The sequence below is a fragment of the Streptococcus sp. oral taxon 431 genome, assembly GCF_023110115.1.
GTDB lineage: Bacteria > Bacillota > Bacilli > Lactobacillales > Streptococcaceae > Streptococcus.
The window spans coordinates 34,348-48,325 of record NZ_JALDVP010000009.1 but is presented as its reverse complement, the minus strand read 5'-3'; the positions used below and the strand labels follow the sequence as shown (position 1 = coordinate 48,325).

Sequence of the window (13,978 nt, the reverse complement as noted above, 5' to 3'; positions counted from 1 at the left end):
ATGTCAGTCATGTGATTGATGATTGCTTTGGGGATGATTAATTAGTAAGATATACGAAAAAGTGTTCACTTCTACAATATTTGAATATCCGCCTGGATTAGTTTATAGAATGTTAAATTTTATGCTCTCAATATTTAAGCCATAAAAACTATATCGTTTCACGTTAGTCTTAGAGCCTATACAAGAATAAAAATTTTCAATTTCTAGTAGTTGATATTTTGTTTTTTGTATTTCCCCTATTTCAATCAAACTCATTCAGTTTTTTTGACATAAAAAAGCAGATAGAATTTAGTGAGCGCTTGATATTACGCTGTTTTTAATTCAACTGAAATCCAGACTTTTCCAACCAGGTCTTAAAAAAACTCTAGCTATCAGGTAGTTGATAGTTAGAGTTTTTTCTATTCATATGATTTAATGAGATGAAATAAGGCTTCTGCTTCTGATGACAGTGTAGCTGATTTGAGATAAGCATAATAAACTGTAAATGTGATCTGGTCCTCCGGTATTAGAGGGATTTTTATTAAATCATCATCTTCATCAGAAAGTGCGATATCAGCCAGTAAACTAAGGCCAATCCCTTTCTTTAAAAGTTCTTTAATGATGACAATGTCGTCACTCTTAAAGAATATTTCTGCCTTGTTTTGATACTTTTGATTAAGTAGTTCAAAAGCTTTCAGGTGAACAAAGTGTTCGTCTAAAAGTATAAAGGATTGATCTACTAAATCTTCAAAAGTGAGGGAAGGAGCAGTAGCAAGAGGGTGGTTCTTAGATAAAACGACATACAGTTCTTTATGAAAGAGTTCATGTGTCTCTATTGAAGGATGATTGAGTGGTTCAATCAAGCCGAGTAGGCTTGCATCAAGGTCTCCCTTGAGGAGAAGATTTAATAACTCTACGGAGCCACCGCGGATAGGGCGTACCTTTTTTAAAAAATCGAATTTATCTTTTTCGTTTAAGGCAGCAAAGAGATACTGAATGATAATAGGAGGAAATCCTACAGTAGAGTATTGGGCCAAGGAACGATTGATTTCTTTGCGAGTAGAAATGACCTCAGGTAAGATCTTTTCTGTATGCTTTAGAAGGATTTGCCCTTGAGGAGTTAGTTTGAAGGAACGATGCGAGGGATCGTGGTGAATCAATTTGCAATTAAAAGATTCCTCTAAGCGCTTGATGGCATAAGAAATAGATGGTTGGCTGACTTTGTGTTGTTTTGCTACTTCCGTATAGGATTGAAGCTGGCAGAGGTCATAAAAATATTGTAGATCCTTTAAATTCATATGGGCTCACTTTCATTAGTTGGAGAAGGAAAATAAGTGGAAATCACCAGATAAATAATTTTTATCCGTATCCTACAATTTGACTATACGAGTATTCGCCGGTTAAAATGTAAGTGAGTCAGGGATATCAAAGGTTATCTAAGATACTTTCAAAAATGACCAACATCTTTTCTCGTTTATCAATAGGGAGCTGTTTAATCTTCATGTTGATTCTTTTGAGTGAAAGATTGTCGGTCTTATCAGAGGTTGATTCAAGGCTATCAAAATTGAAAAATTCCTCTGGGGTCATCTTTAGGGCGACAATCACTTTTTCAAGACTGTGAATGGTCAGATTCACATTTTGGTTTTCAAGTTGATTGATATACTTAAGCCCGAGACCCGCTTGTTCCGAAAGTTCTTCCTGGCTCATTTTTTTCTGTGTTCGAAAATATTTCACTTTTTGGGAAATATATTGTTGTAAATAGTTTTTATTCGTCATATAAATAGAATACAAGTTTTGCATGACAAAAAAACATCTTAAAAAATACAAAGTATTGTATAACAAACTTATATAATATTTATTTTAATTCGGATTGCCAATTTGTATGATTAGTTTCTTTCACTCGAAACTTTTAGTAAAGAGTGATCATCGAGAGTTTCATGAGTTCAGGACTTTATAAAATTTAACAACTTGAAATATCATCAATAAAAGTGTTTTAAGTAAAAAAGAGCTTATTAGAAAATTGTTCTCGTAGACTCATTATAACATATACGTACATAATCGTATTTTTTAAACGACAAAGTTTTCCAAACAATTCATTTAAGTAGTATAATAGAAGTAAAAAGGAGGTTGCACTATGACTGCACATGATATTTTAAACAATCCTTTCCTTAATAAGGGAACTGCCTTTACCTTAGAGGAGCGAAAGGAACTAGGCCTTATTGGTTTACTTCCACCGTATGTTCAAACGATTGAAGAACAAGCGGCGCAAACTTATGCACAAATGCAAACAAAAGCCAATGATTTGGAAAAGCGTCTTTTCCTAATGGAAATTTTTAACACCAACCGAACTCTTTTCTATTACCTCTTTTCTCAACATTTGGAGGAATTCAATCCAATTGTATACGATCCAACCATTGCAGATACCATTGAAGGCTATAGTGACCTCTTTGTAGATCCCCAATATGCTGGATATCTTGATATTAATCATCCTGAAAATATTGAAGCCACTTTGAAAAATGCTGCTGGGGAACGCGAGATTCGTCTCATTGTTGTAACAGATGCTGAAGGAATTCTTGGAATCGGTGACTGGGGAACAAATGGTGTCGATATTTCTGTTGGGAAATTGATGGTCTACACGGGTGCTGCTGGAATCGATCCTTCTATGGTTCTTCCTTTAGTTATTGATGCAGGGACTAACCGTGAAGAACTTCGTAACAACCCTAATTACTTAGGGAATCGTCACGAACGGGTTCGCGGAGATCGTTACTACGACTTCATTGATCAATTTGTTCAAACAGCAGAACGTCTCTTTCCTAAACTCTACCTTCACTGGGAAGATTTCGGTCGCTCGAATGCTGCCAATATTCTTGAAAAATATCGGAAACAAATTCCAACTTTTAATGATGATATTCAAGGTACAGGAATCGTTACCTTAGGTGGTATCTTTGGTTCACTGGATATTAGTGGTGAAAAATTAACAGATCAAGTTTATCTCTGCTATGGTGGTGGTACTGCGGGCGCAGGAATTGCCGCTCGTGTTCTTCGTGAAATGGTGAGTGAAGGTCTTTCTGAAGAAGAAGCCTATAAACGTTTCTTTATGGTTGATAAACAAGGTCTTCTCTTTGATGACATGGATGACCTAACCCCTCAACAAAAACCATTTGCTAAGAAACGTGCTGACTTTAGTAATGCAGACAAATTGACTGACCTGCTTGAAGTAGTGAAGACTGTGAAGCCAACCATTCTTGTAGGAACTTCGACTCAACCTAATACCTTCACTAAAGAAATAGTAGAGGCTATGTGTGAAAATACAGAACGTCCAATGATTTTCCCTTTGTCAAATCCAACCAAACTGGCTGAAGCTAGTGCCAAAGATTTGATTGAATGGTCAGATGGCAAAGCTTTTGTCGCAACAGGAATTCCTGCTGATACAGTTTCTTATAAAGGTGTCGACTATGTGATTGGTCAAGCCAATAATGCCTTGATTTACCCAGGTCTTGGTCTAGGTATGCTGGCTTCTGAAGCAAGTCTTTTGACTGATGAAATGATTGGAGCAGCGGCTCATTCATTGAGTGGTATTGTCAATCCAGGCCAACCAGGAGCTCCTGTCTTGCCACCATTCAAGTATGTAGCAGATGTTTCTATTAAAGTAGCAGAAGCAGTCGCTAAAAAAGCACAAGAGCAAGGTCTTGCGCATGCTAAGGAAACAGATATGGCTAAAGCAGTTCGTGATTTGAAGTGGTATCCAGAGTATAAATAATTCACTGCTGCTGCCTATCCTTCACTAGCGACAGATTTGTATGGGCTGTGGACTTAAGTAATTTAGAAAGGATGCCTATGTCACTCTTTTTAACCTCGATTACGAGTATCATTCCGATTATCGCTATTATTGTTTTGGGGTATATTCTTCAGGTGAAGGGATGGTTTGGAGATGCCTTTGGACCTAACCTATCTCGTTTGATCATGAATGTAGCCTTGCCAGCGTCAATCTTTGTGTCGGTAATGAAATACCTGACACTAGATAAACTAATCAGTCTTTCTGGAGGTCTCCTTTATACATTTGTGGCCTTTATCTTGGGTTATATCGTAGCTTATATTGCAGTTGTGGTTTTCAAGGTTCGTCCAGGACGGCGAGGAACCATGATGAATACCTTTGTGAATGCTAATACTATTTTTATTGGTTTACCTTTAAACGTTGCTCTTTTTGGGGATCAGGCTCTTCCTTATTTCTTAATTTACTATATCACCAACACGATTTCCACCTGGACATTGGGCGTGTATTTGATGACGAGCGACAGTAAATCGGGTCAAAGTAAGGAGACAAGTAAATTTGACTGGAAGAAATTGCTACCAGCTCCGCTTGTAGGTTTTCTTGTAGCTCTGCTATTTTTGATTCTCCGAATCTCTATTCCAGATTTCGCAACGAATACCTTAACCTATGTTGGAAATATCGTTACTCCCCTATCTCTGATTTATATTGGTATCGTTCTTGCAAAGGCAGGCTTGAATACTATTACTTTTGATAAAGATACAATTGTCACTTTAGTTGGACGCTTTATCCTAGCTCCTCTAATCATGCTTCTTGTATTGAAGTTCTTTGCACCAAATATGGAGACAGTAGAATTTAAGACCTTTATGATTCAGTCCGCGACACCAGCTCTAGCTGTTCTCCCGATCCTTGCTAATCAGGGCAAAGGAGATGTGGAATTCTCTACGAATGTGGTGACTCTAAGTACGGTTCTATTTATCGTTGTTATTCCAATATTACAAACTTTGTTAGGATAAGAAGAAAGAGGATAGGATTGAAGAAAGCTCGTAAAGCATTACAGTTTAGTAAACGTTCTTCGAAAGAATGACTATACTTACAAAGAGCACCTTTCGGGGTGTTCTTTTTTAATCCTCAATAAGAGAGTTCACCCCCAAAATTCTCACCACTAGTCTTTGTCTTATACAATTTCTTCCTAGTATCAGTTTAGTATGATATAATTAAATACGAATAATTTAAAGGAGTTATAAATGAAAATAGGAAAAGGTATCAATTGGATTTTGATTCTGTTAAGTTGCTTAATTGCTATAGTACTGATAAGTTTTATGTTCTTCTTTAATCATAAGAAGCAAGATGCAGAAGCAGTAAGTACTCCAACAGAACAAGTTTCTACTACTAGTACGACATCAACTAGTACAACAAGTGCAACAACGACCACTAGTTTAACAACTACTCAAGATAGTATTACGACTACGGAGGAAAAACCTTCGATACAAGAAGAGCAAACGAATGCTAAATCACAAAAAATAGATGAGCAAGCTATTCTCAATGGAGATTTCTCGACTCTAGTTGGAACTTGGAGAAATGGACTCGGGCAAGAGTTTACATTCGATAAAAATGGACTAGTAAACAGTGGGAATATTGAAAAAGTGCGCATGGGTAGCCATGGAACGATTGAATTCAGCATTAGAGATGGTATCTCAGGCTATGGAATGAGTATTTACCCTGCTGGACTTATTATGGATGGGTTAGATACTGATTTAACTCAAAATAGGCTGATTGCTGGTCAAGCTGCTCCAACTAGTTCAGAACAAGTTTTTTATAAAGTAGACTAAATGATAAGAGGTTGGGACAAAAGATCCCGACCTCACTTTTTATTAGCAATCAAACTTTGACGCGGTAGCTGATTGAACTTTTTGTTCGTCTTTTAGACTCCAAAAAGCTCCTAATCATCCTCGCGGGGCTGGGACTACGAAATCGAGACTTTGTCTATCGATTTCTGTCCCACCGCCTTTCTTCTTTATTTGTGAGTCATGATCATTTTATGAAGATGAAGGAAGTAGGGTTTAAAGTTGGATTTTTCCACTAGACATTCATCTACTTTTTTTATATAATAAAACTAAACCAAAATGGTTGAGTTTCAGAAATAGAGTCAACCGATGATGAAAACATCAAACTAGGAGGTAAATCATGTACCAACCAGAAAAACTTAAGGCTCGGAGAAAAGAGCTAAAGCTAACACAAAAAGAGATTGCAGAGCAGCTTGGTATTAGTTTTCAGGCCTATTCAGCTTGGGAACGTGGAGTTAAAGAGCCTTCTGAAGAAAAGGTTCGTCAGCTAGAGAAAATCTTAAAAGTACCAAAAGGCTATTTTACTCAAATCGAAATTGTCCGCCTCTATAATAGCCTTTCCAATAAAGGAAAAGAGAAGGTGGTAGTCTATGCTCGCAACTTGGCTCAAGAAGAACAAGCCAAGAAGGTGACGCTTATTTCGGAAAAACTCTACGAGTATCATGTCTATGAACGCATGTCGGCTGGTATTGGTGCTTCAGTTTATGATGATCGTAACTTTGATACGGTTTACTTTAATGAGGAACTGGCTCACGATTTTGCTTCATGGGTGTCTGGAGATTCCATGGAACCCAAATATCAAAATGGTTCAGTGGCTCTGATTCGAGAGACCGGATTTGATTATGACGGAGCGGTCTATGCAGTGGTTTGCAATAACCAGACCTATATCAAACGGGTCTATCGAGAAGAAGATGGTCTGCGTTTGGTCTCCATCAATCCTAAATATAAGGATATTCACATTTCTTACGAAGAAGATCCGCGGATTGTGGGAATTATCGTAGGTAACTTTGTGCCAATGGAGGGATAGTCTATGGGCTACTTTGATTATTCCAGAGAGCCCCAAAGTGATATTGCCTTTGTCGATATGAAGTCCTTTTATGCTAGCGTTGAGTGTGTAGAAAGAGGACTCCATCCCCTCAAAACCTCCCTTTGTGTCATGAGTCGGGCGGATAATTCTGTTGGGCTTATTCTTGCCTCCTCGCCTATGTTTAAAAAGGTTTTTGGGAAAGCAAATGTAGGCCGTGCCTATGACCTCCCCTTTGATATCAAAACGCGTAAATTTTCCTACTATAATGCCAAAAAACAAGGCTTACGGACAGACCCGGACTATGTGAAATTTATCGAAGATTGGGCTCGGGTGACTGTCATTGTCCCTCCTCGGATGGATAAGTATATCGCGGTCAATATGGAAATTCAGCGCATTTTCCAGAATTATGGCAGTCCAGATGATATTTATCCTTATTCAATTGATGAAGGCTTTATTGATCTAACCAGTTCGCTCAATTATTTTGTCCCAGATCAGCAGATTTCTCGCAAAGATAAGCTAGATATGCTTTCGGCTCGGATCCAGAGAGATATCTGGCGGCAGACGGGGATTTACTCGACGGTCGGCATGTCTAACGCTAATCCTCTGCTTGCTAAGTTGGCCTTGGATAATGAAGCCAAGCACACACCGACCATGCGAGCCAATTGGTCTTACCAGGATGTGGAAGACAAGGTCTGGTCCATTCCAAAGATGACCGACTTTTGGGGGATTGGGCATCGGATGGAGAAACGCTTGAATAGCCTGGAAATCTATTCGATTAAGGAATTAGCCAATAGCAATCCTGATGTCCTGAAGAAGGAACTTGGCCAAGCTGGACTACGCTTGTGGTTTCATGCCAATGGGATTGACGAGAGTAATGTTCACAAGCCCTATAAAGCCAAATCTCACGGCTTGGGCAATTCGCAAATTTTACCGAGAGACTATGTCAAACAGCGAGATATCGAAATTATCCTTCGAGAGATGGCTGAGCAGGTGGCTATCAGGCTTCGACGGGCCAGAAAGAAGACGACAGTGGTGTCTATTCATCTTGGATTTTCTAAGCAGGAACAAAAACGCTCCATCCATACCCAGATGAAGGTGGAGCCGACCAACAGTACGAGTCTTTTGGTCAGTTATGTACTGAAATTATTCCATAGCAAATATACTTCTGGGGCTGTCAGGAGTGTTGCCGTTAGTTATTCAGGATTTGTGGATGAATCCTTTGCGATGATTTCCCTTTTTGATGATGTTGATAAAGTAGAAAAAGAAGAAAGGCTCCAGACTGCCATTGATTCTATTCGAGAGCAATTCGGCTTTACTTCCCTTTTGAAGGCGACTTCCTTAGAGGATGCATCGAGAAGTATTGCCAGAAGTAAGCTGATCGGAGGACACTCTGCTGGAGGATTAGATGGACTAAAATGATTGATCGCTCTTATTTGCCCTTCCAATCCGCGAGGGATTATCAGGATCCAGGCATGCAGAAGTGGATGGGCTTTTTTCTATCGGAGCATACCAGTTCACTCAGTGCAGAAAAAAATCGTGTTGATTTATCGACAGATTTGAATCCAGTCGAGAAGTTGTTGCTACTTTCTCAGCTCTACGTTGGACGACTAAAAGGCTCTTTTATGGTCAAGGAGAAAAATCATAAAAGCACCATATTGGGTGAAGTAAGAGAATTATCTCCTCAAGAAATCTCTATTAGAACGGATGAAGGTTATCGATTAATAAGGGTTGATGATATTCTCACAATCCAACTGTGTCAGGAGGAAGTTGATGACTAGAAAAGAGTTATATGAAAACAGATTGCAGATGGATTACTTCTCAGATGATTACATCCGCTTTGAAGAAGATTTCCAAAAATACTCTGCCATGAATGTACCTCTGACTTTCTTGATTGATGATATTCTACGAACCATGGCCATTAACCAAAAGGACTACTTTGTCTTGAATAAGGAAAATGCCACGGACGGAAGGGAACATCGGTTTTATTTTAGAGTGAAGATGGAAAAAGATTGTCCACGTACTCGAACCTATACCTATCTCGGACTGAAACAAAAGTGCCCGTAGATTGCATAGGAAATACCGAAACATTAGTAAACATGGTATAATGAAGAAAATTCATGAAGTATTACCTGGGAACAGGAGAAAAACTTCTAGGAGGTAGCTTATGCTAGGAGCAGTTATTGGAGATATTATTGGTTCCCGATTTGAGGCGGATAATCATAAGAGTAAAGAGTTTGATTTGTTCACCCAGGATTCTTGTCCGACCGACGATAGTATCATGACGTTGGCGGTTGCTAAAGCCTTATTGGCTAGTAGGGAAGACTGGAGTCAACTCTCGAAAAATGCAGTGAAATACATGCAAGAGATAGGGAGACAATATCCAAATTGTGGCTATGGCGGTCATTTTTTCTACTGGATCTTTTCAGAGGATCCTCAACACTATTGTAGTTATGGCAATGGCTCTGCCATGAGAATCAGCCCTGTTGGTTTTGCGGCAGATAGCATAGAGCAGGCAAAGGCTTTGTCCCAAGCAGTGACAGAAGTCAGCCACGACCATCCTGAGGGGCTAAAAGGTGCAGAAGCAGTTGCAGTAGCTATCTTCTTGGCTAGAACTGGTTCTAACCGCCATGAAATCAGAGACTACATCGATAAAAATTATTATCCCATGGACTTTACCTTGGACCAAATCCGTGAGGACTATAGCTTTGATGTGACTTGTCAAGGGTCAGTTCCTCAGGCCTTCCAAGCCTTTTTCGAGTCACAAGATTTTGAAGATGCTATCAGAAATGCTATTTCCATCGGAGGAGATAGCGACACCATCGCTGCCATCTGTGGAGGTCTTGCGCAAGCCTACTATGGAATTCCTGCTCCAATCAGAAATCAAGCTATGGCCTATTTGGATGATCATTTAGTAGAGATAGTGGATACTTTTGAAAGTACTTATCCCATCCACCCTAATAAATAATTGGCTACGAGGGGTGAGAAAAGATAAACTATGATATCTAGTGTTAGATAGGGTATGGATATCAGTTGATTAGCTATATTTCTAAGCCGTTCAAGAGCTATTTCTTGAATGGTTTTTTTGTTTGCTGTTTAAAAACAATTGAGCTATACCAATTTTTATTCTTGACAAGTGAAAGAAACAAGTATATACTGTTTTCACTGATTCTAAAAACAGAAAATCAGACTATACCAATTTCGATAAGGAGAAAGCGCAGCCTGCCTGTGTCGTATATACTATGTGTGGAATTGTTGGTGTTGTTGGAAACACAAATGCAACTGATATTTTGATTCAAGGGCTTGAAAAGCTCGAATACCGTGGCTATGATTCTGCGGGGATTTTTGTTCTAGGTGGTGCTGAAAGCTATTTGGTGAAAGCAGTTGGCCGTATCGCAGAATTGTCTGCTAAGACAGCTGACGTTGAGGGGACAACTGGTATTGGACATACTCGTTGGGCCACTCACGGTAAACCAACAGAAGACAACGCTCACCCACATCGCTCTGAGACAGGACGTTTTGTCTTGGTCCACAATGGGGTGATCGAAAACTATCTTGAAATTAAGGAAGAATACCTTGCAGGGCACAACTTCAAGGGACAAACAGATACAGAAATCGCCGTTCACTTGATTGGAAAATTTGCGGAAGAAGACGGCTTGTCAGTACTTGAAGCCTTCAAAAAAGCTCTTCACATCATTCGTGGTTCTTATGCTTTTGCCTTGATTGACTCTGAAAATCCAGATGTCATCTATGTAGCCAAGAATAAATCACCACTCTTGATTGGTCTTGGAGAAGGCTATAACATGGTCTGCTCAGATGCTATGGCTATGATTCGTGAAACCAACCAATACATGGAAATCCATGATCAAGAGTTAGTAATCGTGAAAGCTGATAGCGTTGAAGTTCAAGACTATGATGGCAATCGTCGTGAGCGTGCTAGCTACACTGCTGAACTTGATTTGTCTGATATCGGTAAGGGAACTTACCCTTACTACATGCTCAAGGAAATCGATGAGCAACCAACGGTGATGCGTAAGTTGATCCAAGCTTACACAGATGAGGCTGGTCAAGTAGTGGTAGACCCAGCTATCATCAAGGCTGTTCAAGAGGCAGACCGCATCTACATTCTTGCAGCTGGAACATCTTACCACGCAGGGTTTGCTTCTAAGAAGATGTTGGAAGAATTGACAGATACACCAGTTGAACTCGGTATCTCTTCTGAGTGGGGTTACGGTATGCCACTTCTTAGCCAGAAACCCCTTTTCATCTTTATCAGCCAATCTGGTGAAACAGCTGATAGCCGTCAGGTTTTGGTTAAGGCCAATGAAATGGGAATCCCAAGCTTGACAGTGACAAACGTGCCTGGTTCAACTCTGTCACGTGAAGCCAACCATACTATGTTGCTTCATGCAGGTCCTGAAATTGCCGTAGCATCAACTAAGGCTTATACTGCGCAAATCGCAGCCCTTGCCTTCCTTGCAAAAGCAGTTGGTGAAGCAAATGGCAACGAAAAAGCTCAAGACTTTGACTTGGTTCACGAGTTGTCTATCGTGGCTCAGTCTATCGAGTCAACACTTTCAGAGAAAGAATTGATTGATGCTAAGGTTCGTGACCTTCTTGAAACAACACGGAATGCCTTTTACATTGGACGTGGTCAAGACTACTATGTGGCTATGGAAGCTAGTCTCAAACTCAAAGAGATTTCTTACATCCAATGTGAAGGCTTTGCGGCTGGAGAACTCAAACATGGAACGATTGCTTTGATTGAAGATGGAACACCAGTTTTAGCTCTCTTGTCAGACCCAGTCCTTGCCAACCACACTCGTGGAAATATCCAAGAAGTGGCAGCGCGTGGCGCTAAGGTCCTCACCATCGCAGAAGAAAATGTTGCTAAAGATACAGACGACATCGTTCTTACGACCGTACACCCTTACCTCTCACCAATCTCAATGGTCGTACCAACGCAACTAGTCGCTTACTTTGCAACCCTTCACCGTGGCCTTGATGTGGATAAACCACGGAACCTTGCTAAGTCTGTAACGGTGGAATAAGGAAGTCCTGTTACTGAATTCCAACATTTCTTGTCAACCTATAAAAATCTTGTTATACTATAGAAAAGTAGTTAATAGTGAAGTATAAGGAGATTGGGGCGGAAATGAAAAAGGGGAAAATTTCATCTATCATAGGACTCTTGTTTGCAAGTTCGTTTTTGATTCGGACTGTAGTGATTCATCAAATGAGAGCTTCAAAGAAACAAGAGAGTGAAAAGATTGCTGCAGTTCAGGAATTTATCAAATCCCAAGAACAGGCTGAGGCAGAAAAGCAAAAGGATACTTTTAAGGATATCCTTGGAAACGGATCAGGAACTTCTGAACCAAGACCTAGCTACGACAAAACCATATTTGTTAATAATCAATACAATATTGGTGTTCGAGACGGAGCCTATTATCTACTGACACTCAGTAGCAACAAAGAACTCTTGCTAGAAGGGGTCGATGACGCCTATGCCTTGGCTGTTAAGAATGAAGATAAAAACAAACAAGAAGTTGCTATGGTGGTTCATAAAGATGGAGCTTGGCATATTATAAATGGTGAAGGGGAAATTACAACAACCCTTGACCGACAATATATAACAGCTCATACCAAGCTTGTGATTAAGAATAATACTGTTGATTTTGAATAATGTGATTGGTTCATGATTCTTTAGAGAAAACATAGATTATTAAAAACCTCCTAGATATTTTCTAGGAGGTTTTTAAATTTATAAATCTTGCATAGAAATCTTATTGAGTTCGTTGACAACTTGCAGGATAGATAGTCGACTGATATTAATGACGAGCATGTCTTCGAGGCCTTTGATATCAAAATTAGTGACAATAGCATCGTAGTCACTATCCATGATTTCTTCGATGTTAAGGGTTTCTTTATCCCAAGTTTCATACTGGATATTATTTGAAGTATGGAATTCGTAGAGAGAAATCAAGAATTCTGGGTGGGCAAAGTCATACTCACTCAGAACTAATACCTTGACTTTCTTTTTATGTTCAAATAATTGATCTGTAAGCCCTTCAGCGTGAGTGAACAGCGTGTAGATCAGGTGAGAAAGGGCAGGAGTTTTCTCATTTTGTCCCATAATGTTTTTGTATCGCATCATTTCAAAGACGGTTGCTTCATAAAATTTAGGGAAGAATTTTTTAATTTTTCCAAGCGTATAATCCTTGTTTTGTGAAATGATCGATTCGGAGTTGATTTCTCTTCGCTCAAGCAAGGCAGTGTTGTGCAGGTTCCAAATCAAGGTATCCGTATTTGAAAATTGAACACCAAATCTTCGAGTTAAGTTGTCTAGGATGTCTCGCGCAGCATGATAAGAACGATCGACTTGTTCGTAAGACTGACGAGCCTCTAGGAAATCTTCGACTGTAAAGAAAAGACCAGGTTCAGCAAAGGGACTGAAAATCTGATTAAGGTTTTCAGGGGTGACTTCAACATTGAGCCCTTGGGCCAAGTTTTGTAACTGATGCTGAAAATTAGAGAGTTGGTCGTAGATAGGGCTCAACCAGGAAGTGGTTTGTTTTGGGAAACGAACAAAATAACCTCTCTTCATTCGGTGCAAATCGACTGTAGCCTGAGTTCTGATTTGGTAGAGGTTTTGATATTTTGCAGGGAATTTTGCCAAATTGATAAAGAAGGAAACAAAGCTATCAATGTCTGCTTCTTTGATTTCTGTGAAGGGCCATTCTAAAAAGCTATATGCTTCATGGAAATATTGGGAGAAGAAAAATCGAATATCTTTTTCATCACCAATAATAGAGATAGGGGTTACCTTGAGCTTGAAGCGGTAGGTTCCGTCAAGAATCTTATTGATATCTGCAACCTTCTTACGCAAAGAAGGAAGGGAAATATCCAAAGATTCGGCAAGATGTTCATAGGTAAAGGGGCTGTTCAAGAGGAAGAAAGCTTTTAAAATTTGGAAATAATCGGATGTCTGTAAGAAATATTGGTAGATTCGCTCAATACCATTATTTTGTACATTCACCATCATAATCCCTGCAGTTGAATGTCTGATATCAAAGTCTGGGAAGACTTCGCGTAAATCCTTGATATCACTCTTGATGATACGAGCATTGTAGCCAATGGTCTTAGATAAATCATCTAGGTAAATCCAGTCAGGATTTTCAAACAAATATTCTAAAATCTTTAATTGCCTTTGCTCTTTTTGGCTGAGTAATTCTCTCATTATAAATAAACTCCCGAAGTAATGTTAGAATAATTAGAAAAGAAGATAACCGAAGATTATCATAATTCTAGCATAAAAGAAAGTCACCCCTTAAGAGAGATTCGAAATCTATCGAAGAGGGG

Annotated in this window: 13 protein-coding genes; 10 read left to right on the top strand and 3 right to left on the bottom strand. The window is 39.3% G+C overall.

Annotated features, from left to right (window positions below; translation table 11 throughout):
- Window positions 1-398: 398 nt before the first annotated feature.
- The gene (locus M1F91_RS08810; protein WP_247913413.1) at window positions 399-1,277 is read right to left on the bottom strand and encodes a LysR family transcriptional regulator; all 879 of its coding nucleotides are present in this window, start codon (window positions 1,275-1,277) and stop codon (window positions 399-401) included.
- Between the two features lie 127 nt (window positions 1,278-1,404).
- Complete coding sequence (locus M1F91_RS08805) at window positions 1,405-1,755, bottom strand: helix-turn-helix transcriptional regulator (RefSeq protein WP_004250856.1); 351 nt, start codon at window positions 1,753-1,755, stop codon at window positions 1,405-1,407.
- Between the two features lie 358 nt (window positions 1,756-2,113).
- Between M1F91_RS08805 and M1F91_RS08800 the strand changes: the two genes are divergently transcribed.
- The 10 genes from M1F91_RS08800 (at window position 2,114) to M1F91_RS08755 (ending at window position 12,302) form a co-directional block, all read left to right on the top strand.
- Window positions 2,114-3,739, top strand: a complete 1,626-nt coding sequence (locus M1F91_RS08800) for a malolactic enzyme (protein WP_247913412.1) — start codon at window positions 2,114-2,116, stop codon at window positions 3,737-3,739.
- 77 nt (window positions 3,740-3,816) lie between these two features.
- A complete protein-coding gene (locus M1F91_RS08795) occupies window positions 3,817-4,764 on the top strand; it encodes an AEC family transporter (protein ID WP_247913411.1) in 948 nt (315 codons plus the stop codon).
- A gap of 306 nt (window positions 4,765-5,070) precedes the next feature.
- Window positions 5,071-5,580 carry a DUF6287 domain-containing protein gene (locus M1F91_RS08790; RefSeq protein WP_247913410.1) on the top strand — a complete coding sequence of 170 codons (510 nt, stop codon included), beginning with the start codon at window positions 5,071-5,073 and terminating at the stop codon, window positions 5,578-5,580.
- A 355-nt stretch (window positions 5,581-5,935) separates the two neighbouring features.
- Complete coding sequence (locus M1F91_RS08785; RefSeq protein WP_247913409.1) at window positions 5,936-6,622, top strand: XRE family transcriptional regulator; 687 nt, start codon at window positions 5,936-5,938, stop codon at window positions 6,620-6,622.
- A gap of 3 nt (window positions 6,623-6,625) precedes the next feature.
- On the top strand, window positions 6,626-8,041 hold the full coding sequence (locus M1F91_RS08780) for a Y-family DNA polymerase (RefSeq protein ID WP_247913408.1): 1,416 nt from the start codon (window positions 6,626-6,628) through the stop codon (window positions 8,039-8,041).
- A complete protein-coding gene (locus M1F91_RS08775; RefSeq protein WP_247913407.1) occupies window positions 8,038-8,400 on the top strand; it encodes a hypothetical protein in 363 nt (120 codons plus the stop codon). The genes M1F91_RS08780 and M1F91_RS08775 overlap by 4 nt, the downstream gene beginning before the upstream one ends.
- Complete coding sequence (locus tag M1F91_RS08770; protein ID WP_247913406.1) at window positions 8,393-8,686, top strand: DUF5960 family protein; 294 nt, start codon at window positions 8,393-8,395, stop codon at window positions 8,684-8,686. The genes M1F91_RS08775 and M1F91_RS08770 overlap by 8 nt, the downstream gene beginning before the upstream one ends.
- A gap of 100 nt (window positions 8,687-8,786) precedes the next feature.
- The gene (locus M1F91_RS08765) at window positions 8,787-9,587 is read left to right on the top strand and encodes an ADP-ribosylglycohydrolase family protein (RefSeq protein ID WP_247913405.1); all 801 of its coding nucleotides are present in this window, start codon (window positions 8,787-8,789) and stop codon (window positions 9,585-9,587) included.
- A 274-nt stretch (window positions 9,588-9,861) separates the two neighbouring features.
- Entirely contained in the window at window positions 9,862-11,670 is a 1,809-nt protein-coding gene (gene glmS / locus M1F91_RS08760) for a glutamine--fructose-6-phosphate transaminase (isomerizing) (RefSeq protein ID WP_247913404.1), read from the top strand.
- Between the two features lie 104 nt (window positions 11,671-11,774).
- Window positions 11,775-12,302 (top strand): hypothetical protein, encoded by a 528-nt coding sequence (locus M1F91_RS08755; protein WP_247913403.1) that lies wholly within the window; start codon window positions 11,775-11,777, stop codon window positions 12,300-12,302.
- A gap of 78 nt (window positions 12,303-12,380) precedes the next feature.
- Here M1F91_RS08755 and M1F91_RS08750 read toward each other — a convergent pair whose 3' ends face one another.
- Window positions 12,381-13,856, bottom strand: a complete 1,476-nt coding sequence (locus tag M1F91_RS08750) for a M protein trans-acting positive regulator PRD domain-containing protein (RefSeq protein WP_247913402.1) — start codon at window positions 13,854-13,856, stop codon at window positions 12,381-12,383.
- Window positions 13,857-13,978: the final 122 nt, after the last annotated feature.

Excerpts from the sequence above, each read along its gene's own strand:
- M1F91_RS08810 (WP_247913413.1), bottom strand. The coding sequence starts at position 1,277 with ATGAATTTAAAGGATCTACAATATTTTTATGACCTCTGCCAGCTTCAA.
- M1F91_RS08805 (WP_004250856.1), bottom strand. The coding sequence starts at position 1,755 with ATGACGAATAAAAACTATTTACAACAATATATTTCCCAAAAAGTGAAA.
- M1F91_RS08800 (WP_247913412.1), top strand. The coding sequence starts at position 2,114 with ATGACTGCACATGATATTTTAAACAATCCTTTCCTTAATAAGGGAACT.
- M1F91_RS08795 (WP_247913411.1), top strand. The coding sequence starts at position 3,817 with ATGTCACTCTTTTTAACCTCGATTACGAGTATCATTCCGATTATCGCT.
- M1F91_RS08790 (WP_247913410.1), top strand. The coding sequence starts at position 5,071 with ATGTTCTTCTTTAATCATAAGAAGCAAGATGCAGAAGCAGTAAGTACT.
- M1F91_RS08785 (WP_247913409.1), top strand. The coding sequence starts at position 5,936 with ATGTACCAACCAGAAAAACTTAAGGCTCGGAGAAAAGAGCTAAAGCTA.
- M1F91_RS08780 (WP_247913408.1), top strand. The coding sequence starts at position 6,626 with ATGGGCTACTTTGATTATTCCAGAGAGCCCCAAAGTGATATTGCCTTT.
- M1F91_RS08775 (WP_247913407.1), top strand. The coding sequence starts at position 8,038 with ATGATTGATCGCTCTTATTTGCCCTTCCAATCCGCGAGGGATTATCAG.
- M1F91_RS08770 (WP_247913406.1), top strand. The coding sequence starts at position 8,393 with ATGACTAGAAAAGAGTTATATGAAAACAGATTGCAGATGGATTACTTC.
- M1F91_RS08765 (WP_247913405.1), top strand. The coding sequence starts at position 8,787 with ATGCTAGGAGCAGTTATTGGAGATATTATTGGTTCCCGATTTGAGGCG.
- glmS (WP_247913404.1), top strand. The coding sequence starts at position 9,862 with ATGTGTGGAATTGTTGGTGTTGTTGGAAACACAAATGCAACTGATATT.
- M1F91_RS08755 (WP_247913403.1), top strand. The coding sequence starts at position 11,775 with ATGAAAAAGGGGAAAATTTCATCTATCATAGGACTCTTGTTTGCAAGT.
- M1F91_RS08750 (WP_247913402.1), bottom strand. The coding sequence starts at position 13,856 with ATGAGAGAATTACTCAGCCAAAAAGAGCAAAGGCAATTAAAGATTTTA.